This is a genomic window from Mycobacterium sp. NGS49 (genome assembly GCF_059812565.1).
Genome location: NZ_JCALCX010000017.1, coordinates 118575 through 139814 on the forward strand (window position 1 = coordinate 118575; position 21240 = coordinate 139814).

Here is a 21240-nt window from a genome sequence, read left to right on the forward strand (position 1 = left end):
CCAGCCTATGTGCGTTTAACTTCGTTCTTGGCTTGGGTTGCGGCGTCATTGGATTGAGCGACGACCCACTGAGCCACGTCGTAGAGCTTCATGTTGGCGTGCTGGGAGGCAGAAATAAGCAGCTTGAAAGCCTGATCATCGTTGAGGCGGTCGCGGTTCATCAGAATGCCCTTGGCCATGCCGATTACGTCACGGGAGTTGAGTGCGATCTGCCACTCGGCCTGCTGGGTGGAACCAAGAAGTGCGATGGCGGCATGGGCGGCGAACAACTGGCCGATGACTTCCGAATCGGCATCAAAGGCCTTCGGCTGAGTGGAGTACAAATCCAATGAGCCCAATGTTCTGCCTTTGGTGAAGAGTCGATACCCGAGCATCGAATGGATTCCGTTGGCATGGGCGGCCCTGGCGAATTTGGGCCACCGCGTCTCAAGGGACATGTCGTCGACGCGGTAGGAGCGATGCTCGCGTAGAGCACTCAAGCAGGGGCCTTCGTTATATTCGTGCTCGAGATTGTTGACTCGGGTGACCAGATCGCTGGTCGCGCCGATGGTACGCAGTTCCCTTCCCTCCCACAACGACACCCCGCCAGCCTCGGCACCGGGGACCGTGTCGGTGACCGCTGAGACAATGCCCTCCACCGTGCGCTTCAGGTCCGGCTCGCCCTCCAGCGACCGGGCCATATCGCTGAGCGCCTGCGCCACACTGAGCGGCGGATTCTGTCCCGAGTCCGGATCTTGCAGTCCATGCTCTGACATGCGGTCCCCTCGGTCGTCTGAGCTCGATTGTTCATCCACCGACATCGCACCGCCATCGACTAAAGCCGTGTACTCGGAACATTACCTGCGCAGTCAGCACATCACGCTCGAAGAGGATATTCCGAGCCACCGCAACAGGGTCGGTCACCGGAATAGCGACATATACCTATCAAGTTGTCCCTGTCGACAGCCCGCAGGGGCGGACCGCTAAGTCGTGGAAGATTCGGGTGTAGATGGCAACGTCAACGGAGGAGAATTCAGCACCATGAATCCGATACTGGCCTGGGCGCAAAGCGCCAGCGGTGCCCGCATCGTGACCACGCTGGTCAACGCGCAGGAACGGCGCGGCGGACGGTACGGGCTGCAGACGTGCGAAGGCGGGACGGTCAACGTCACCATCATCGAACGGCTTGGTTGATGGCTGAGGAGATTTCGTTCGATGGCGTGCGGGTGCGTTACGACAGCACCAGGAGTTACGACGAGGTGGTGGCCGCGCTGCTGGCCGACATCGGCCGACAGCCGGTGCCGATTGAGGACATCATGGGCATGTCAGAGGACTGGGAATCGTTTCGGCGCAACGTCGAATCCTATGAGGGCCCAAGCGGTTTCATGCTGTTCGGGCTGATCGACCACGGCGCCTGGATCGCCAAGGCAGGTATCGAACGCCGGGCGCTGCGCGTCATACTCGGCAACCCGCTGATCGCGATCACCATGCTGCGCCACGACGTAACGGCCGGCCTGTTCGCACCGGTCGAAATGCTGGTCCTCGATGAGCCGGGTGGCAGCAGCTTGACCTACGTCAAACCATCGTCGCTGATGGTCGTCGATCCCAATCCCGAATTGCTCAGCGCTGCAGAGCAACTCGACGCCAAGCTGGCGGCGCTGGCAAGCAAGGTGACCGGCCCAGGTCAGGCCGCTGCCACGGACTCAGGTTCTCATGGCGGGTAATCCCACATTGCCGTTCCGAGACCCGTCGGACTGTAGGAGAAGTAGATCGGCCCTTGCAGGAAGGGGGTGACGCCGGTGTAGCTGACCTGCACTCCGAGGGCGGTGGAATACCAGCCGCCGGACGCCGAGGTGACGGGGGTTAGCGGGTTGGGACCGAACTGGAGTTGACCCGCAGGCTCGTTCATCAGGAATCCCTGATTGAGGACGCCGGGCAGGTCAAGCAGCGGCTGCCGAGACGCTGATCCACCGCACCCCCGACGCCCACCCCCATGTTCGCGCTGATGGCGTATTTCGGGTTCGACCAATCGGATTGGGCCCCTTCTCGGCGTTTGACGTGTAAGCGCCCGGATTCAGTCTTCGGGAGGCGCCGGTGTCGCGGGGTTCGGGCGCAAGGGCAGCCCGAGAATGCGCGCGGCGTCCTCGGGAGTGGCGACGGCACGGCCGGACTGTTCGCAGAGCTTGACGGCCTCGGCCACCAACTCGACATTGGTCGGGGTGCGGTCGCCGCGGTAGAACTCGAGTCCCAGGTGCAGGTGTCCGCCGCGTTCCAGCGCCAGCCTGGCCATCGGGCTGGCGCAGAGGTCACCGCCGACGACCGAGACCGCCCACGGAATGTCGCACCCCTCCAGCAGTTCCAGGTACGCATCCAGCGCGCGCTCGGTCGGAGGCAGTCCGAAAGGCGCTCCGAGGTAGCCGAGTTCGGTGGAGAAGTAGAGCTTGATCATGGCGCCCTGCGGCAACCGCCCCGCGCGCCACCAGGCCAGCGCGGCTCGCAGGAAGCCCGGCTCATAGATGGCCAGGCTCGGGCCCAGTCTCGCCTGGTGACAGATCTCGAAGGCGCGGCCGATCGTGTCAAAGGAGTTGCTGTAGACCAGATTTCCGGTGGGTATTCCGTCGGCGCCGGTGCCGCCGAGGTTGACGGACCCGGGGTCGGTGAGCCCTACGCGCAACCCGGCGGCGGCGAGCGGGATGAGGTGTTCGTAGGAGATGGAGAAGCCCTCGCCGAAGTGGATCGTCGGGTACAACAGGGCGTCGGGCCGGGCCGCGAGGATCGGTCGCCACGCTTCGAGATAGCGCTCGGCGGCCTGCTCCACGCTGAGGCCGTAGCGGTCGATGTGGTTGTGAATTATCGCCGCCCCCGCCTCGATGCAGGCCAATGCGTCGGCGGTGATCTCCGAAGGTTCAACCGGCACCTGGGGATTGGTCGCCTTCGGCGTTGCGCCGTTGATGGCGCACTCGATGATGACGGGGCCCACGTACTCAGAGCCAGCCGGTACGGGCGGCGGCCACCGGCTCGGCCGGTGACGGGGCCAGTTGCCCGTCGCGCACGCCGTCGAGCATCCGTTTGACGGTGGCGACGATCTCCGGCGCCGATGCCGCCAGGCCCGTGACATCGGCGTCGGTGACGTCGGCGACGTCGACGCCGGAACGCTCCAGCACGGCGGCCGGGTCGGCCAGCTGGCCCGCCAGCCAGGACACCGGGTCGGCGGACAACTCGGGCACGAAGTGCCGGCGTCCCGGCTCCCATCCGTCGAACCGGGGGTGGTGATGGGCGCGGTCCAGTGTTCCCGGCGGACTCTCGGTGGACCCGAAAAGATCCACCCGCCACACCGGCCGGTTGAAGGTGATCGGGATGCCGGCATAGATCGACCCCTGCGGGTCGGCCCGGTCGACCAGGCGGAGTTCCAATCGGACGCCCCGTTCCGGGGTTTCCTGACCGGTCATCGGGGACGGGTCGACGAAATACATGTCGCCGACAACCACACCCAGGGTTTCGAATCCGAACGCTGCCAGCACGCTATCGAGCGTAGTCCCGGTCACCGCGCAGTGCGCCGGGCGCACTCGCCGGGACCGCCGGGTTGACCGGGGCCACCGGCGCGACGCGGACGTAGGCGGCACCCAGGGGCGGTCGCCGGTCCGGCTCGCCCTTGTTCGGCCATAGCGACGCGGCGCGCTCGGCCAGCGCGGTGATGGTGAGCGACGGGTTCACGCCGAGATTCGCGGTGATGGTGGAGCCGTCGATCACATGCAACCCGGGGTGCCCGTGCATGCGGTGGTAGGGATCCACCACGCCGTCGGCCGGCGTTTCGCCGATCACGCAGCCACCGATGAAGTGTCCCGTCATCGGAATGTCGGCGAGATCAGCCCAGGCGCCGCCGGCGATTCCGTCCAGATGCTCGGCCGCCCGCCGGGCGACCTCGTGTCCGACCGGGATCCAGGTCGGGTTCGGCTCGCCCACACCTTGCCGCGTCACCATGCGTCGCCCGAACAGCCCGCGCCGGGTGAAGGTGGTGAGCGAGTTGTCGTGGGTCTGCATCACCAAGAGCGGGATGGTCTGCTGCGACCAGCGCCTCGGATTGAGCAGGCGGCGCAGGTCCCGGCGTTGGCGCACAAACTCTTTCATGCCGGTCCGCCACCTGCCCCTTTTTCCCCTTTTTTGGGGCCACCATCGAGTCCGTCGACCAGGACGGTGCCCATCAGCCCCATCAGATTGGAATTGTGGCCGTAGCGGCAGGGCTCGACGTGGGTGTGCTCGTCCGGGTGGATGGACGACGTGATCGCCACGCCCTCGGAGTAATCCACGTCGTCGCGGCGCGCCCGCACCGCCAGGATCGCCTCGGAGTTGGTCCGTGACAGCTCACCCAGCTTGGGCGAGACGTGCGGCAGGCTGCCGCCGTCGCGCAGCCGGTGCAGCAGCCGCTGGGTGCCCAGGGCGGCGGCCGAGAACACCACCTGCTCGGCGGTGAACGTCCGGCGGCGCCGACGGGCCTTGGCCCCGGTACGCCGGGTGACCACGTCGTACCCGCCACCGGCACGCGGCCGGACGTCGACGACCGTCGTCAGCGGGTGGATCGTGGTGCCCAGTTTCTCGGCGAGGTACAGGTAGTTCTTGACCAGCGTGTTCTTGGCGTTGTGCCGACAGCCCGTCATGCATTCGCCGCAGTGCCGGCAGGCGTTGCGGTCCGGGCCGGCGCCGCCGAAGTAGGGGTCGCCGACGGGCGCGCCGGGGTCGGCCAAACGTCCGTCCGCGCCGGTGAAACACACCCCGACCCGGGTGGCGTGAAAGGAGTCCGCGACCCCGAGGTCGGTGGCTATCTGCAACATCACCTTGTCCGAAGGCGTTGTGCGCGGATAGGTCTCGACGCCGAGCATCCGCTGCGCCTGGTCGTACCAGGGGGCCAGCTCGTCTTTCCAGTCCGTGATCGTGCTCCAGCGCGGGTCGTCGTAGAACGGGTCCCCGGGCTGGTACAGCGTGTTGGCGTACACCAGCGAGCCGCCACCCACCCCGGCGCCGCTGAGCACGACGGCATCGGAGAGCACGTCGATCCGCTGGATGCCGTAGCAGCCGACGGACGGCTTGAACAGGTAGTCCCGCACGTGCCAGCTGTTCTTGGCGAAGTCTTCGTCGCGGAACCGCCGGCCCGCCTCGAGAACGCCTACCCGGTAACCCTTTTCGCTCAGCCGCAGTGCGGTCACGCTGCCGCCGAAGCCGGACCCGATGACGAGCACGTCGTAGTCGAATGAGGTCACGCGCTGACCTCCACCGGTACGGGAAGAACTACGTGATAGTCGTCCAGCGCCGCGATCCGGGTACGGCGCTGATATTCGTGGACCAGCCCTGGCCAGTTGGTGGTGACCCGGCCCGATTCGGTGCGGTACCACGAGTCACAGGACGTCCATACCCCGCGCTCCAGCCGAGACTGAACACCCGAGTCGTAGGACTGCTCGACATCGCGCCGTACCTCGAACGCGCGCGCCACTGGACCGCGGGCCAGCTCCCGCACGATCTGACGGATGTAGCGGGACTGCTGCTCCATCATCAAAATGATCGAGCTGCTGCCCAGGTTGGTGTTCGGGCCGTAGATCAGGAACATATTCGGAAAGCCCGGAACGGCCATGCCGAGGTGGGCGCGGGCACCCTCGGCCCACTCGGTGTGCAAATCGCGTCCGTCGCGACCGGTGATCGCCATCGGGGCCAGGAATTCGGTGGCCTTGAATCCGGTGCCGTAGATGATCACGTCCACTTCGTGCAGCCGGCCGTCAGCGGTCCGCACACCGGCCGGCGTCACCTCGGTGATGGTTTCGGTCTCGACGTCAACGTTGTCGCACGCCAGCGCCTGATACCACTCACTGCTGAACAGCACGCGCTTGCAACCGATCGGATAGTCGGGAGTGAGCTTGGCCCGCAGCGCCGGGTCCTTGATGTGGCGCTTGAGGTTCGACGACGCCAGCGCCTGCAGCACCCGGGCCAGCGGCGCGGCTTTGGTCAGCGCGAAACCCAGCAGCTCGGTGGTCTCCCAGATGGTGTTGCGCATCGCCGTGGCCAAGCCGGGGACCCGCGCGAACGCGGCGTGGTGCTTGTCGGTGTAGGCGCGATCCAGCTTCGGCACCACATAGGGCGCCGAGCGCTGAAAGACCCTGACATGCCTGGCGTTTCGACGGATGCGCGGGACGAACTGGATCGCCGACGCGCCGGTGCCCAGGACCGCGACGCGCTTGCCGGTCAGGTCGACGTCGTGGCGCCACTGCGCCGAGTGAAACGAGGGGCCGGCGAAGGTGTCCAGGCCCGGGATGTTCGGCAGCGCCGGCCGGGACAGCTGCCCGACCGCGGGTACCAACACATCGGCCTCGAATGTGTCCCCGGAGGAGGTCTGCACCCGCCAGGTGGCGGTGGCGTCGTCGTATTCCGCGGCGGTCACCTCCACACCGGTACGCACCAGTTGCCGCAAGCCGAAGCGGTCCGCGGTGTCATGGATGTAACCCAGGATGTCGGGCTGCTCGGCGTAGCGACGGCCCCAGTCGGTCTTGCGGGCGAAGGAGTAGGAGTACAGGTTCGACGGGACGTCGCACGCGGCGCCGGGATAGGTGTTCTCCCGCCACACGCCGCCGATGTCGTCGGCCTTCTCCAGCACCGTGACGTCGGCGAGACCGTCCTTGGACAGCTCGTAAGCGGCGGCCAGGCCACCGAAGCCGGCGCCGATCACCAAAACGCGAGGTACTGATCTCATACCTCCGACGTTAGGGGCGATCGGCGCCTCGGCGTCAGCCGATTGCGGTCGGCAAATCCATGATTCCGGCCAAACGTGGGGCGACCGACCGCTGGTAGCGGGCGGGTGTGGTGCCCGTCCAGCGCTTGAAGGCGGCGATGAAGCTGGTCGCCTCGGCGTAGCCCAGCCGCAACGCCACGTCCTCGACCGAGAGCGCGCCGGTCGCCAACAGCTCCTCGGCCAGCACGCGGTGGACCTCCTCGAGAAGTTCGCGGAAGGTCGTGTTCTCCTCGGCCAGCCGCCGCCGCAATGTCCGCTCGCTCATCGCCAGCTGCCGGGCGACGGCCGCGATGGTGTGCGGTTCGCCATCGATGGACGCCAGCCGGTCGCGTACCCGCCGGGCCACGCCGGTGCGTTGTCGGCGGCGTTCCAGCAGGGCCTGGCACTGCTGCTCGCACATGACCCTGCTCATCTCGCTGGCCTGCGGTAGCCGGTTGTCCAGCAGCCCCGCCGGCCAACGCGCCACGGTGGCCGTCGCGTCGTACCCGGGCGTCACACCGAAGGCCTCGCAGGCCGCGGTGTCTCCCGAGGACGGTGCCGGGCCGGCGAACTCGATCGAGGTGAACGGGATGGGGCTGCCCAGCAACTCCGACATCACCCGGGCGATCGCCGCCAGGTCGCGCCGCATCAGGAACTCTGCCACCGGACCGGTCAGGTCGGGCAGGTCGAGCCGCAACGCCACCACCGGCCCCTCCACCGTGACCGTCGGCAGGCAGAAGCCATAGCTGAGGTCGTAGTACCGGGCCGCGAAGCGGACGGCGTCGCCCAGCGTCGAACTGGTCAGGCAGGCGAAGCCGAAGATGCCGAAGGATCCGACGTGATAGCTACTGCCCACCCGCACGCCCAGGTCGGCGGGGTCCCCCAGCAGATCGACCAGATTCGTTGCGACAGCCAGCTCCTGGCGCCCCAGGATCATCCGCTGGTGATCGTGCAGGTCGGCCTCTGACAGACCCGAACTCGCGAGTACGTCAGCGACCGAAATCCCGTTCTGGCAACCGAATTCCGCCATCAAGGCGACGCTGGCCGTGGTCCGCGGGAAATCCCAGTGCGACACCTGCGACCCGACGAACACCGGCACTATCCCAGTATGGCCGCCCGGGCGAACCTGCCGGGCGCCGAACGTGCGCTCAGGGTGGAAAGATCGCCGAAATCCCGCCCTCAGTACACGCTCGACGAAGGTGGGCCGGGGAAGGCTATGCCGCGAGGTCGTCGTCGGCGGTCGCGGCAACAGACCGCTGGTTGCGCCGCCAGCCCCGCACGGTGGCGATCGCCGTCCGCAGGCCCCGCCGGCGTCCGGTGCTGGGGTCGGTGCCCGCGAAATCAGGTCCCAGTTCGGCGAACATCCGCTCGCTGCGCGTCTCCGGCGCGTTGTCTGCGTCGTCGCGCAGATACTTGTCCGGCAGCGACAACTTGGCCAGGGTCCGCCACGTCCTGCCGTACTGCATCAGGAATGAGCCTGTGGTGTAAGGCAAGTCGTACTTGTCGCAGATCTGGCGCACCCGCACCGAGATCTCGTGCAGGCGATTGCTCGGCAGGTCGGGATACAGGTGGTGCTCGATCTGGTGGCACAGGTTGCCGCTCATGAACCGCAATACCGGGCCGCCCTCGAAATTGGCACTGCCCAGCATCTGCCGCAGGTACCACTGCCCCTTGGTCTCACCGACCATGTCCGTCTTGGCGAATTTTTCTGCGCCGTCGGGGAAATGGCCGCAGAAGATGACGGCGTTGGCCCAGACGTTGCGAATCACGTTGGCCAGCGCATTGGCCTTCAACGTGGAGGAATACGTTGCCCCCGGCGACAACGAGGTGAGCGCCGGGAACGCGACGTAATCCTTGACCACCTGGTGTCCGGCCTTCACCAGGAAATCGTCGATGCGTTCCCGAGCCTCGGCGTGATCCATCCGCTTCTTGACGATCTTGCCGATCTCGACGTGCTGCAGACCGACGCCCCATTCGAACAGGAGCAACAGCAGCGTGTTCCACAGGAGATTGAAGATGTTGAAACGTTTCCAGGGCTGGTCCCGGGTGACGCGCAGCAAACCGTAGCCGACGTCGTCGTCAATGCCCAGAATGTTGGTGTACTTGTGGTGCACGAAGTTGTGGGTGTAGCGCCAGTGTTTGGAAGGCCCGCTCATGTCCCACTCCCACGACGAGGAGTGGATCTCCGGATCGTTCATCCAGTCCCACTGGCCGTGCATGACGTTGTGGCCGATCTCCATGTTCTCGATGATCTTGGCCAGGCCCAAGGTCGCGGTGCCCGCCCACCATGCCCAGCGCCGCGAGCCTGCGGCCAGCATCACCCGGCCGGACAACTCCAGCGCGCGCTGCGCGGCGATGGTTCGGTGGATGTAGCGGGCATCGCGTTCACCGCGCGACTCTTCGATGTCGCGGCGTATCGCGTCCAGTTCGAAGGCCAGACTCTCGATGTCGGCGTCCGTGAGGTGCGCGAATTGTTCGACGTCCGTGATCGCCATGTTCTCCCCGATGATCGTGGTGCGTCTGTACTGAGTTCCCTACGCTTACGCTATCGTAACCTACGAATCCGTAGGTTACCTGTGGGTAACTCTAGATGTCGACCACGCAATCACCTGATGCTGCAGACACGCAAGTCTGTACCCGGGTACCGGGATCGTGCTCGCGGCCGGTGCGCAGGTCGCGGACATGGCCCTCCACCAGGTCGACGACACAGGACTGGCAGATACCCATTCGGCACCCGAACGGCATCTGCACGCCCGCCCCCTCACCGGCATCCATCACCGACGTAGCCGCATCGGCGGCCACACTCTTGCCGCTGCGGGCGAACGTGACGGTTCCGCCCGCTCCCGCCGGAGCGGCCCTGGTCACCGCGAACCGCTCGAGGTGTAACCGATCGCCGACGCCTGCCGAGGTCCACAGCTTGGCGGCCCGATCGAGCAGGCCCTCGGGCCCGCACGCCCAGGTCTGGCGTTCCCGCCAGTCCGGCACTTCTTGGTCGAGCCGGGACAGATCCAGGCGGCCCTGGATACGCGTCTCGCGTACCGACAGGCGATAGCCGGGGTGGCGCTGCGCCAGCGCTGCCAGCTCGGTGGCGAACATGACGTCGGCGGCGGTGGGTACCGAATGCACGTGGGCGATGTCGGCGATCTGGTTGCGCCGCACCAACGTTCGCAGCATCGACATCACCGGGGTGATCCCGGAACCGGCGGTGAGGAACAGGATTGCCGGCGGCGCCGGGTCGGGGAGCACGAAGTTTCCCTGCGGTGCGGCCAGCCGCACGATGGTCCCGGGTTCGACACCGGCGACGAGATGGGTGGACAGAAAGCCTTCCGGCATGGCCTTGACGGTGATGGTGATGGTCCGCGCCGGACGGAGTGCCGCGGGGCTCGAGGTGAGCGAATACGACCGCCAGCGCCAGCGCCCGTCGACCAGCACGCCGATGCCGACGTACTGGCCGGGCTGGTAGTCGAAGCTGAATCCCCAGCCGGGTTTGATCACCAGCGTCGCGGAGTCCTCGGTTTCGCGACGGACTTCCAGGATGCGGCCCCGCAACTCGCGGGCCGACCACAGCGGGTTGGCCAGGCTCAGATAGTCGTCGGGCAGCAGCGGCGTGGTGATGCGTTCGGCCAGCGTCCGCAAGGCGTGCCAGCCGGGATGCCGGTCGGCACCGGCGATGGTCGCGCGCCTGGTGCCGACGAGATTGGCGGACAGTGCCGCGTGTTTCTTACTCATCGAAGCTCCTGCTGGTGATGCGGCCGCTGCTATCGGGCTCAACAGAGCGCAATAAGGCTACGGTACCGTAGGTTACGCGATCGTAGCGACAGCAGCGGTGCGCACACCTGGGCATGTAGGCATCGAAGATCGGGTCCCACCGGGTGGGGCAATACATGCCGCGATGGAAGGCGCTGGCGTCCTGCGGCGGTTGTAGACGAGCACCGCCGCGCTCCTTTCAGAGCAGGTCCAGCAGAAACGGCAGTTCCTGCGTCGCATACCACGCCAGATCGTGGTCCTGCGCGTCGCCGACGATCAGGTCGGCGTCCTCGTCCCCCAGGTCTGCGGCATCGATCGCCTCGACAGCGGCCTGCACCGCCGGCTCGGCGCCGGCGTTGTCCACATAGGCGGCGACCACCCGGTCCATGGGCACCGCCCCGTCCAGCCTTACCACCGCGTCGTCGAGATCGGGCCGCAAACCGACACCTTCGGAGTCGACCTCGGCGGCCACCACCGCACGGCGGGGTGGCAGGCCGTCGCCTTGCTCAACGGCCAGCAGGCGCAAGGACGCCAGCGCCGCCTCCCGTAGCGCCACCTCGGCCAATTCGTCGTCGTCGCCCTCGGCGTAGGCCTCCCGAAGTGCGGGCGTGACCGCGAAAGCGGTGCCGTTGACCGGGCGAAGGAATCCGTCCGCGACGAGCTGCGCCAGCATGGCCAGGGTCGCTGGAACGTAGACCTGGGTCATGCGCCGCGCATCAAGTGGGCGACGTGGTCGTCGACGTAATTGGACAACTCCCGGGCCGGGCGCTGGTAGTTTCCACTGACGACCGGGTGCGCCGGGATCTTCACGACGGGCTTCTCCACATCGCGGTACTCGACGGTGGACAGCAGGTGGGCCATCATGTTCAGCCGCGCGTGCTTCTTGATGTCGGATTCCACGACGTACCAGGGGCTCACCGGGGTGTCGGTGTGCACCATCATCTCGTCCTTGGCGCGCGAATAGTCCTCCCACCGGTACACCGACTCCATGTCAGTCGGGCTGAGTTTCCATTGCCGGACAGGATCATTGAGCCTGGCCTTGAACCGGCGCAACTGCTCGGCCTCGGAAACCGAGAACCAGTACTTGCGCAGCAGGATCCCGTCGTCGATGAGCATCTGTTCGAATATCGGTGTCTGACGCAGGAACAGCGCATGCTCGTGCGGCGTGCAGAATCCCATGACTTTCTCGATGCCGGCGCGGTTGTACCACGACCGGTCGAAGAGCACGATCTCGCCTTTGGCGGGCAGATGGGTGATGTAGCGCTGGTAGTACCACTGCCCGCGTTCGCGGTCGGTGGGGACGGGCAGCGCGGCGATGTGGGCGACCCGGGGGCTGAGGTATTCGGTGATCCGCTTGATGGCGCCGCCCTTGCCGGCGGCGTCGCGACCCTCGAAAATCACCACCAGCCGGGCACCGGTGTGCCGTACCCATTCCTGCAACTTCACGAATTCCGTTTGCAATCTGAATAATTCGGCCTCGTAAAGGTCATTCGGGATCTTCGGCGCGGTCGCGGACTTCTTTTTCTTCCCGGTGCTCACACCAACGGATGTTATCCCTAACCGGCGGGAACTACCGGGAAGCTTCCAGCAGCTCGTCCAGCGCCTGGCCGAGCAGTCCGGGCAGCAGGTCGACATCGCTCATGGCGTCGCGGTCTGCGTTGATGCCGAAATACAGCATGCCGTTGTAGGACGTCACGCTGATGGCCAGTGCCTGATTGTGCAGCAACGGCGGCACGGCATAGGTCTCGAGCAACTTGGTGCCCGCGATGAACATCTGCGACTGCGCTCCCGGCGCGTTGGTGATCAGCAGGTTGAACAGGCGGGCCGAGAAACTGGTCGCCACCCGGATCCCCATGGCGTGCAAGGTCGGCGGCGCGAAACCCGACAACGTGACGATCGTCCTGGCGTCGACCCGGCTGGATGCCGACGGATTCGACTCAGTGGCATGGGCGATCTGCGACAGGCGCACCACCGCGTTGCCCTCCCCCACCGGCAGGTCGACCAGAAACGGTGTCACCTCGCTCATCGCCTGGCCGGGGCCGGTGGAGTCGAGTTGTTCCTCGGCATAGACGGACAGCGGCGCAAGCGCGCGCACCGTCGCCGTCGACGACACGGCCTCACCGCGCGACATCAGCCAGTTGCCCAGGGCCCCGGTCACCACGGCCAGCACCACGTCGTTGATGTCGCAGTCGTAGCGGGCCCGCACCGCCCGATAGTCCTCGAGCTTCCCGCGCGCCACCGTGAACCGTCTGTTGCGCGAGACGGTGGCGTTGAGCGGGCTGTTGGGCGCGGTACCGCGGGCCACCGTGCGGGCGAAGTCCGCTACCCGGCGGCCGGCCTCGACGAGCTGCGATGAGCTGGTCGCCAACCCGGCCAGCGAGGACCCGACGGCCCGCAACTGAGTACCGGGGCCCGCGATCCAGTCACCGATCGCGCCGATCACCAATCGGGTGCTGCCGGGGTCGCGTTCGGGGATCCAGATGTCCTCGGGAAAAGCCGGCGGGCGCCGCGTCCGGTCGGCGATGACGTGGTTGATCTCCAGCGCACCCATCCCGTTGATCAACGCCTGGTGCGACTTGGTGTACAACGCGATGCGGTTCTTGGCCAGACCTTCGACCAGGTACATCTCCCACAACGGTCGCGACTTGTCCAAGGGGCGCGCGGCCAACCGCGCGATCAGCTCGTGCAGTTGCTCGTCACTGCCCGGGGAGGGCAGCGCCGAGCGCCGGACGTGGTAGGTGATGTCGAAGTCGCGGTCGTCGATCCACACCGGCCGTGCCATGCCGAAGGTGACCTCACGCACCTTCTGGCGGTACCGCGGAATCTGCGGTAAACGCTGTTCGACCGTGGCCAGCAGCGTCTCGTAGCTCAAACCGGACCGGGGGCGGCGCAGGATCGACAGTGAACCGACATACATCGGCGTAGCCGTGTTCTCCAGGCGATAGAAAGACGTGTCCGCAGGGGACAAACGAGTCACCATCGCGGCCCTGTCCTCCTCGTCAAGTCGCCGGTTTGTCAGCAGGTCATCCTGCCGCCCACGGTAACGGCAGTCGCGGGTCGATGACGGCGAGGGGGGCGCCCCGGCGGCGGCTGTGGATGGAGGCCGAAAGTGAATACCCCCGACCAGCGTTCGTCTGGCACTCTGCAGCGGTGCATGCGCCCGACAACGCCGTCATGCCGGTGGTCGACTACGAGCCCCCGACCCATTCTGCCGGTCCAGCCGAACCGCTTCGCGTGCCGTCGTCCCGTCGTCCGGCCGCACGACCTCATCGGCGCGGCTCGCCGAACACGGTATCGCCGCCGCTGTCACCGCAGATGCGCCAGGCAGCCGTGTTCGCCGACGCGGCGCTGCGCCGGGTGCTGGAAGTGATCGACCGGCGCCGTCCGGCCGCGCAACTGGGTTCGGTGTTGGCGCCGGGCCTGGTGGACTCCGTGCTCGCGCTGAGGCGAGCCGTGGCCGGGGCCTCGGGGGCCGCGGTGTTGCGGCGCATGCGGGTGCAGCCTGCTGCCGGGGACAACGCGGCCGAGGTGTTCGGCACCTACGGCCGCGGCGAGCGGGTACACGCGATCGCCTGCCGCGTGCAGCGGCTGCCAGCCGGCCGATGGCTGGTGGTCGCCCTGCACATCGGTTGACGGCTAGCGCGCCGCCGCCGGCGACCGGCCCCCGATGTAACGGGACAGCACCGGACCGGCGATCGCCATCAGGAACACCTAAGACGTCGCCAGCGCCGCCACCACCGGAATCGATGTGCCCACCAGTCCGATGATGATCAGCGAGAACTCCCCCCTGGCAATCAGAGCCGTTCCGGCTCGCAGCTGGTGCGGCCGGACAGAAGCGCGACGGCTACGGCCGGGCGGCGGTTCTGGCCGAGCGCCGCGACGGAACCGGAATGAGCATCGGCACCCGGCGCCGGTAGTCCCGGTAGCGGTCGCCCAGGGCGGCCGTCAGGTCGCGCTCTTCGAGCTGCAGGGCAACCAGGATGTAGGCCGTGGTGCCGATTGAGAACAGCAGGTGCCCGGCCGACATCGTCGGCGCCGCCCAGAACGCCACCAGGAAGCCGAGCATCAGCGGGTGGCGCACCAGCCGGTAGAGCAGCTGGGTGCGGAAGCCGAGTTCGGTGTAGGGCTTTGCGCGCCAGGCCAGGTACACCTGCCGCAGACCGAACAGGTCGAAATGGTTGATCATGAACGTCGACGCCAGAACCACCGCCCAGCCGAGCCAGAACAGCACCCACAGCGCCCAGCGCCCGCCGGGTTGCCGCACCTCCCACACCAGGGCCGGCATCGTCCGCCATTGCCAGTAGAGCAGCAGCAGCGCGGAACTGGCCAGCAGCACATAGGTGCTGCGCTCGATCGGCTTCGGCACGAAGCGGGTCCACCATCGCTTGAACCCGGGCCGCGCCATCACACTGTGCTGAGCGCCGAACACCCCCAGCAGCCCCGTGTTGACCAGGAGCGCTTCCCACAGCGGTGCCGCGATCCCGTGATCGACGTTGCGGGGCAACGGGAATGCGCCGACGAAGCCGACGGCATACAAGAAGGCGACCAGGAACATCAGGTAGCTGAGTGCGCCGTAAACGATGATCAGATTGCGTTTCATGGGTCGATTGTTCGCCGCAGCGGCCCACCCGATCATGAGGCGGATGCCTCAATATTCCAGACGCGCCGCTCGCCGTAGGGTGGTTCAATGGCACTCTTGCTCGGTCCCGCTCTGCGGCACGTCTCCGACACGACCGCGGTGATCTGGGTCCAAACCGATAGCGCGGCAACGGTGCAGGTGCTGGGCGGATCCGCCCGGACCTTCGCAGTAGGAGGTCATCACTACGCTCTGGTCACGGTGAGCGGGCTGACCCCGGACAGCGTCACCGAATACGACGTCAAACTCGACGGCGAAGTGGTCTGGCCGCTCGCGGACTCGCCCTTCCCGCCCAGCGTCATCCGTACCCGGGGGCCCTCGTCCACCCATCGGCTGCAGGCGATCTTCGGTTCGTGCCGATACCCCAAGACCGACGACGAGAGCGTGGACTCCAAACTCGGGCTCGACGCGCTGGACACTTACGCCGCCCGGATGGCCACTCAGCCGATCGACGACTGGCCCGAGGCGCTCATCCTGCTCGGCGACCAGTTGTACGCCGACGAACTGACCCCGGAGTCGAGGCGACGGATGGCCGGCCGCCGCAGCCGCTCCACGCGTGCGAAGCGCCCGCCGGACGAGGTGGTCAGTTTCACCGAATACGAACGCCTGTACCGCCATTCGTGGAGCGATCCGGAGATCCGGTGGTTGATGTCCACGGTCCCCACCGCGATGATCTTCGACGATCACGACATCAGGGACGACTGGAACACCTCGGCGTCCTGGCGCGCCGACATGAAGCAGAAGCCGTGGTGGCGCGACCGGATCCGGGCCGGCCTGGCGTCCTACTGGGTCTATCAGCACCTGGGCAATTTGAGCCCGGCCGAGCTGGCCGAGGACGAGGACTACCGACGGCTGCTCGAGACCGAAGGCGACTGCTGGCCGCAGCTGGCCGAATTGGCCGACCGCGCCGACCGCGAGGTCGACCACAACAAGGGCATCAGGTTCAGCTATCGATGGGACTTCGGCCGCACCCGGCTCATCATGATCGACTCACGCAACGGCCGCATCCTGGACTCCGGCGAGCGGATGATGATCGGGGAGCACGAGTTCGGCTGGGTGCGAACTCAGGTCGCCGACGGCCTCGACGAGCTGGACCACTTGATGCTGGCCTCCTCGGTGCCGTGGCTGATGCCCCCCGCGCTCGCAGACCTGGAGGCGGTCAACGAGCGCAACGCAGACCAGTCCGGCCTCCGTGGCAGGCTTGCCGAAAAGACCCGCAGGGCAGTGGACTTCGAGCACTGGCCGGCCTTCTTCAAATCGTTCGTGCGGCTCGCCGAGATGATCTACTCGGTCGCCAGTCATCCCGACGGACCCGCGACCGTCAGCGTGCTGTCCGGCGACGTGCACCACAGCTATGCAGCGCGCGCACAGTGGCCCGGTGACGCTGACGAGAAGGCCACTGCCACAGTGCATCAGCTGGTGTGCTCGCCGGTGAACAACTATGTTCCGAAGTTCGTCAAGCCGGTGTTCACGGTGGCCTGGACACGTCCGGCGGCCCGGCTCGCCCGATGGTGGGCGCGCCTGCGCCGGGTGCCCGAGCCCCCATTGTCCTGGGCTAACGTCTGCGGCCCGCTGTTCGGGAACACCATTGCCACCCTGCTGGTAGACGGCCGCGGCGCCGAGGTGCTCTTCGAACAGCCTCGCGGCCCCGATGCGCTGGAAGAGGTCGGCCGGGTACAGCTCAGCCGGCCGACCTGACGGGGACATCACCGCGCGGCGCTGTAGCGCGACCGGCGGTCCAGAATCCACCGTGGCCAGGGTGAGGACGGGCGCCTCGCACGACGCCGTCGTGCCAGACCTCCCGCCGACGGTGAGCAGGCCCGCGAGGATTTCTCACCCGCCAGCGCCCGGGTCACCCGCCTCACCCGGCGGAGTACCCGGCCCGCCCGGACCACCAGCCCCGCCGGTGCCGCCCGTTCCAGTCAGGTAGGGCTGACCGCCGTCGCCGCCGTCGCCGCCGTTCCCGCCGGGGCCGGTGTTGCCGCTGCCGCCGCTGCCGCCTGCACCGCCGTCGCCGCCGTCTGCGCTGACATTTCCGCCGCCGCCGGCATCGCCGCCTTCACCGCCGCCGCCCCCGTCCCCGCCCGTGCCGCTGCCGGTCGCGTTGCCGCCGAACCCACCGTTGCCGGCATTGCCGCCATTTCCTGTCGGATTGCTACCTCCGAAGCCGTCGCCGCCACGCCCGCCGTTGCCGCCGGCGCCGCCGTCACCGGCGTCGCCCACACCGTCCGCGCCGCCGCCGGCGCCGCCCGCCCCGCCGTCGCCCCCATCACGGCCTGCGCCGCCGCCGATGCCCGCGTCACCACCGTTGCCGCCCAGGCCGCCGCTTCCGCCCGCGCCACCGTTGCCCCCGCCGGTCGCGGCGCCGCCCGCACCGCCTGCGCCCGCATTACCGCCAACGCCGCCTGCCCCGGTGTTCAGGAAACCGATATCCGCACCGCGACCGCCGGCACCGCCGTCACCACCATTGCCGCCGTTGCCGCCGCCGGTAGCGGCACCGCCAACCCCACCCGTCCCACCGAATCCACCGCTCCCGCCAAAAACAACGCCGACGCCCGCGGGCCCGCCGCCATCGCCGCCCGCGCCGCCGTTGCCCGCGTCACCGCCGTCACCACCGTCGGTTGCGGCGCCGCCCGCACCCCCATTGCCGCCGGCCCCGCCGGTCCCGCCCGGTCCATTCGTAGCGCTGGCCAGGCCCCCCACGCCGCCGAAGCCGCCGTCGCCGCCCGCACCGCCGTCGCCGCCGCCGGTTGCCTTTCCGCCGGCGCCGCCCGCGCCGCCCTTACCGCCGTCACCGCCCCCGCCGGTGCCGACAGCAGCACCGCCAGTACCGCCGTCACCGCCACCGCCGCCCGCACCGCCGTCACCGCCGTCGTTCGCGGTGCCGCCGGCCCCGCCGGCGCCGCCGACGCCGCCATTGCCAGATTTGACGCCACCTTGACTTAGACCACCGCTACCGCCGGTACCGCCGGCACCCCCACTACCAGCGTTGCCGCCGCCGGCCACGGCACCGCCGGCACCGCCGGCACCGCCGGCACCGCCGGCAGCACCAAGATCGCCGGGGGCGACGACGTCGTTACCGCCTGTTCCACCAGCACCACCGTCCCCACCGGTACCGCCGTTGCCGCCGGAGGTGGCACCGCCGCCGGCACCCCCTTTACCGCCCGCGAAGCCCGCTTGCGCAGGCCCGAAGCCGACGGAGTCGGCGCCGTTGCTACCGGTGCCGCCGGTTCCGCCGGTACCGCCGTCGCCGCCCCTGCCGACTGCGCCGGAGCTGCCGCCGGTGCCGCCGGTTCCTGCCGCGCCTCCGGTGCCGGCCGCCCCGCCCGCGCCGGCGTCGCCACCGTTGCCGCCGACCGAGCCCGCGAGGGTGCCCGAGCCGCCGGCACCGCCATTTCCGCCCGTTCCTCCGGTGCCGCCCGCGCCGCCGCCGCCATTGATACCGCCGGGGAAAGTGCTGCCGCCGGCACCACCGGCACCGCCGGCACCACCGGCGAAGCCGTTACCACCGTTAGCGCCGGATAACGCGGCGGCGTTGCCGCCGGCGGTTCCCGTGCCACCGCCGCCTCCGACGCCGCCGGTGCCACCGGTGCCCGCTCCTCCGACGCCACCGCCGGCGCCTCCGTTGCCGGCCGCGCCACCGGCTCCGGCTGCTCCACCAATCCCGCCGGTCCCGCCGGTACCGCCGACTGAGCCGGCGGCGGTGCCCGAGCCGCCGGTTCCTCCCCCACCCCCGGTGCCGCCGGTGCCGCCTTTGCCGCCGATGCCGTTGGTGCCACCGGCCCCACTGTTGCCGCCGGCTCCGCCTACCCCCCCAGCCCCGCCAGCGAATCCGGTCCCTCCGATTGCGGCACTGCCTGCAGCCGCATCGGCGCCGCGGCTGCCCGCCCCGCCGACACCACCCTGTCCACCCGCACCGCCGACGCCCGCGTCACCCGCCGCGCCGCCGGAACCACCCGCGCCGGCTGTGCCACCGGCTCCGGCCGCCCCACCGGTCCCGCCGACCCCGCCGGTGCCGCCGACCGAGCCGCCTGCGGTGCCCGACCCCCCTGCCCCACCGGTGCCGCCGACGCCGCCGGTGCCTCCGGTGCCGCCACTGCCGTTCGTCCCACCGACCCCGGTGCCGCCGCCGACACCGCCTGCCCCACCGGCCCCGCCGGCAAGCCCGGTCCCGCCCACGGCGCCACTCCCCACCGGCGCATCCGCTCCCACCGCGCCGGCCCCGCCGGTCCCGCCATTCCCGCCACGCCCGCCGACACCGGCGTTACCCGCCGCCCCGCCGGAACCACCCGTTCCTGCCGCGCCACCGGCGCCGGCCGCACCACCGGCCCCGCCGACGCCGCCGGCCCCACCGGACACACCTGTAGCGGCGCCCGACCCGCCGGCCCCACCGGTGCCGCCGACCCCGCCGGTGCCTCCGGTGCCGCCGCTGCCGTTGATCCCACCGGTTCCGGTGCCGCCGCCGACGCCGCCAGCCCCACCGGCCCCACCGGCAAACCCAGAGCCACCGACCTGCCCCGAGGACACCGTCGCCGTGAACGCACTGCCCGCGCCGCCGACCCCGCCATTACCGCCACGCCCGCCCGTCCCGGCGTTACCCGCATTCCCGCCGGACCCGCCAGTCCCGATTGCACCACCCGCACCTGCGACGCCACCGGTCCCGCCGGTGCCACCGTTGCCGCCGACCGACCCCGCCACCGTGCCCGAACCGCCGGCCCCACCGGTGCCGCCGGCCCCACCATTGCCGCCGGTGCCGCCGCTGCCGTTGACACCACCGGCGGTTGTGGCGCCGCCGGCGCCACCTGCTCCGCCGGCCCCTCCGGTAGACCCGGTCCCGCCGGTCGCCCCGCTGCCCGCAGCCGCGTTGGTGCCGTTGGAGCCGGCGGCGCCGGCGCCGCCGTCCCCGCCGCGCCCACCCATCCCGGCGTTGCCAGGCGTCCCGCCCGTGCCGCCGGTTCCCAGCGCCCCGCCGGCCCCCGCCTGCCCCCCGCTGGCCCCGGCCCCACCACTCCCGCCGACCGCGCCACCGAACGCCCCGTCGCCGCCACCGCCGCCAGCCCCGCCGGTACCGCCGGTCCCGCCAGATCCGTTGATCCCACCTAACGTGTCGCCGCCCGCCCCACCATTGCCACCGCTGCCACCCACCCCGCCGACAAACCCGTTGGTACCGGGGAAGAACCCGTTATTCCCGCGCCCACCGGTACCGCCGGTACCGCCGGTACCGCCGGTCCCACCGGCCCCCGCACTACCACCGGTGCCGCCCGTCCCCGCCGCCCCACCGGCCCCCGCATCCCCGCCCGACCCACCAGAGCCACCCGCACCCGCGATCGCGCCTGCCGTGATACCGACGCCACCCACCCCGCCAGTCCCCCCAGCCCCACCAGCACCGCCGCTGCCATTAACCCCGCCGGCGGTGCTACCACCAGCGCCGCCCGCGCCGCCGGTCCCGCCAGTGCCGCCGGCCAGCCCGGTCACCGCGTCGGGGGCCCCCGCTCCACCAGTCCCGCCGGCCCCGCCCGCTCCGCCCGTGCCGCCCGTCCCAGCGCTACCCCCAGACCCACCGGTTCCCACCGCACCACCCGCTCCCGCGCCGCCTCCCGCAGCACCCGCGCCACCGTTGCCACCCGCGGTGGTCAACCCCGATCCGCCCGCACCACCAGCACCGCCGGCACCGCCGGCACCCCCCGTCCCACCCGACCCATTAAGCCCGCCACTGGTGAACCCGCCGGCCCCACCGGCCCCACCGGTACCCCCCGCGAATCCGATTCCCCCCGTCGCGCCTGAGCCCGCCGCCGCATCCGCACCCGACAATCCGGTCCCGCCGGCGCCTCCAACGCCACCGTCGCCACCCGCACCCACCCCGCCCGCGGACCCGGCCGCGCTGAACCACTGCCCCGCTGCACCCCCAGACCCACCCTGACCGGCCACCCCACCCGTACCGCCAGTTCCACCGTCTCCACCCACCCCACCGGTCAACACCCCAGCAGCGCCCGCCCCCCCGACTCCACCCACGCCACCAGCACCGCCCAGTCCGCCGGCCCCACCGCCGCCGAACAACGCCGCGCCCCTTCCACCAACCCCACCGACACCACCAGCCCCACCCAACCCACCAACCCCGCCGCCAGGC

At 69.4% G+C, this 21240-nt stretch carries 18 protein-coding genes and 2 pseudogenes; 4 read left to right on the forward strand and 16 right to left on the reverse strand.

The genetic code is table 11. The features are described 5' to 3' along the window. Positions 1–5: 5 nt before the first annotated feature. On the reverse strand, positions 6–755 hold the full coding sequence (locus AC5Y7D_RS19215; RefSeq protein WP_499926732.1) for a GAF and ANTAR domain-containing protein: 750 nt from the start codon (positions 753–755) through the stop codon (positions 6–8). A 217-nt stretch (positions 756–972) separates the two neighbouring features. Between AC5Y7D_RS19215 and AC5Y7D_RS19220 the strand changes: the two are divergent. After that, positions 973–1173, forward strand: a pseudogene (locus tag AC5Y7D_RS19220) (steroid 3-ketoacyl-CoA thiolase); the annotation flags it as partial. Beyond that, a complete protein-coding gene (locus AC5Y7D_RS19225) occupies positions 1173–1703 on the forward strand; it encodes a DUF302 domain-containing protein (protein WP_499926734.1) in 531 nt (176 codons plus the stop codon). The pseudogene AC5Y7D_RS19220 and the gene AC5Y7D_RS19225, both read left to right, overlap by 1 nt. On the opposite strand, the gene AC5Y7D_RS19230 is transcribed toward AC5Y7D_RS19225, so the two are convergent. The 12 genes from AC5Y7D_RS19230 to AC5Y7D_RS19285 all read right to left on the reverse strand — a co-directional run bounded on the left by AC5Y7D_RS19230 (position 1691) and on the right by AC5Y7D_RS19285 (position 13457). Continuing rightward, positions 1691–2008 carry a hypothetical protein gene (locus AC5Y7D_RS19230; protein ID WP_499926736.1) on the reverse strand — a complete coding sequence of 106 codons (318 nt, stop codon included), beginning with the start codon at positions 2006–2008 and terminating at the stop codon, positions 1691–1693. The genes AC5Y7D_RS19225 and AC5Y7D_RS19230 overlap by 13 nt on opposite strands. 45 nt (positions 2009–2053) lie before the next feature. Next, positions 2054–2959, reverse strand: a complete 906-nt coding sequence (locus AC5Y7D_RS19235) for a beta-keto acid cleavage family enzyme (RefSeq protein WP_499926738.1) — start codon at positions 2957–2959, stop codon at positions 2054–2056. Positions 2960–2963: 4 nt separating this feature from the next. Then, positions 2964–3500, reverse strand: a complete 537-nt coding sequence (locus AC5Y7D_RS19240) for a hypothetical protein (RefSeq protein ID WP_499926740.1) — start codon at positions 3498–3500, stop codon at positions 2964–2966. Position 3501: 1 nt separating this feature from the next. After that, positions 3502–4107, reverse strand: a complete 606-nt coding sequence (locus AC5Y7D_RS19245) for a GMC oxidoreductase (RefSeq protein WP_499926742.1) — start codon at positions 4105–4107, stop codon at positions 3502–3504. Then, positions 4104–5234 (reverse strand): GMC family oxidoreductase N-terminal domain-containing protein, encoded by a 1131-nt coding sequence (locus AC5Y7D_RS19250; RefSeq protein ID WP_499926744.1) that lies wholly within the window; start codon positions 5232–5234, stop codon positions 4104–4106. Before AC5Y7D_RS19250 ends, AC5Y7D_RS19245 begins: the two co-directional genes overlap by 4 nt. Beyond that, positions 5231–6712: a flavin-containing monooxygenase gene (locus AC5Y7D_RS19255; RefSeq protein ID WP_499926745.1), complete on the reverse strand. Its 1482-nt coding sequence runs from the start codon at positions 6710–6712 to the stop codon at positions 5231–5233. Before AC5Y7D_RS19255 ends, AC5Y7D_RS19250 begins: the two co-directional genes overlap by 4 nt. A gap of 34 nt (positions 6713–6746) precedes the next feature. After that, a complete protein-coding gene (locus AC5Y7D_RS19260; RefSeq protein ID WP_499926747.1) occupies positions 6747–7829 on the reverse strand; it encodes an AraC family transcriptional regulator in 1083 nt (360 codons plus the stop codon). A 115-nt stretch (positions 7830–7944) separates the two neighbouring features. Next, positions 7945–9225, reverse strand: a complete 1281-nt coding sequence (locus AC5Y7D_RS19265) for a fatty acid desaturase family protein (protein WP_499926749.1) — start codon at positions 9223–9225, stop codon at positions 7945–7947. Between the two features lie 91 nt (positions 9226–9316). Then, entirely contained in the window at positions 9317–10459 is a 1143-nt protein-coding gene (locus tag AC5Y7D_RS19270) for a ferredoxin reductase (protein ID WP_499926751.1), read from the reverse strand. Positions 10460–10676: 217 nt separating this feature from the next. Continuing rightward, positions 10677–11183 (reverse strand): DUF6912 family protein, encoded by a 507-nt coding sequence (locus AC5Y7D_RS19275; protein WP_499926753.1) that lies wholly within the window; start codon positions 11181–11183, stop codon positions 10677–10679. Then, complete coding sequence (gene ppk2, locus AC5Y7D_RS19280) at positions 11180–12031, reverse strand: polyphosphate kinase 2 (RefSeq protein ID WP_499926779.1); 852 nt, start codon at positions 12029–12031, stop codon at positions 11180–11182. Before ppk2 ends, AC5Y7D_RS19275 begins: the two co-directional genes overlap by 4 nt. A gap of 16 nt (positions 12032–12047) precedes the next feature. After that, a complete protein-coding gene (locus AC5Y7D_RS19285; protein WP_499926755.1) occupies positions 12048–13457 on the reverse strand; it encodes a WS/DGAT/MGAT family O-acyltransferase in 1410 nt (469 codons plus the stop codon). Between the two features lie 194 nt (positions 13458–13651). Between AC5Y7D_RS19285 and AC5Y7D_RS19290 the strand changes: the two genes are divergently transcribed. Further along, entirely contained in the window at positions 13652–14110 is a 459-nt protein-coding gene (locus AC5Y7D_RS19290) for an Rv3235 family protein (protein WP_499926781.1), read from the forward strand. 3 nt (positions 14111–14113) lie between these two features. Here AC5Y7D_RS19290 and AC5Y7D_RS19295 read toward each other — a convergent pair. Further along, positions 14114–14305 (reverse strand): annotated as a pseudogene (locus AC5Y7D_RS19295) (cation:proton antiporter); the annotation flags it as partial. 16 nt (positions 14306–14321) lie between these two features. Further along, complete coding sequence (gene mddA / locus AC5Y7D_RS19300; protein WP_499926757.1) at positions 14322–15077, reverse strand: methanethiol S-methyltransferase; 756 nt, start codon at positions 15075–15077, stop codon at positions 14322–14324. A gap of 87 nt (positions 15078–15164) precedes the next feature. On the opposite strand from mddA, the gene AC5Y7D_RS19305 reads away from it, so the two are divergent. Continuing rightward, positions 15165–16811 carry an alkaline phosphatase D family protein gene (locus AC5Y7D_RS19305; RefSeq protein ID WP_499926759.1) on the forward strand — a complete coding sequence of 549 codons (1647 nt, stop codon included), beginning with the start codon at positions 15165–15167 and terminating at the stop codon, positions 16809–16811. Between the two features lie 135 nt (positions 16812–16946). Here the strand turns inward: AC5Y7D_RS19305 and AC5Y7D_RS19310 are convergent. Beyond that, positions 16947–21240, reverse strand: a 4294-nt coding sequence (locus AC5Y7D_RS19310; RefSeq protein WP_499926761.1) for a hypothetical protein, incomplete at its 5' end; no start/stop codon positions are given.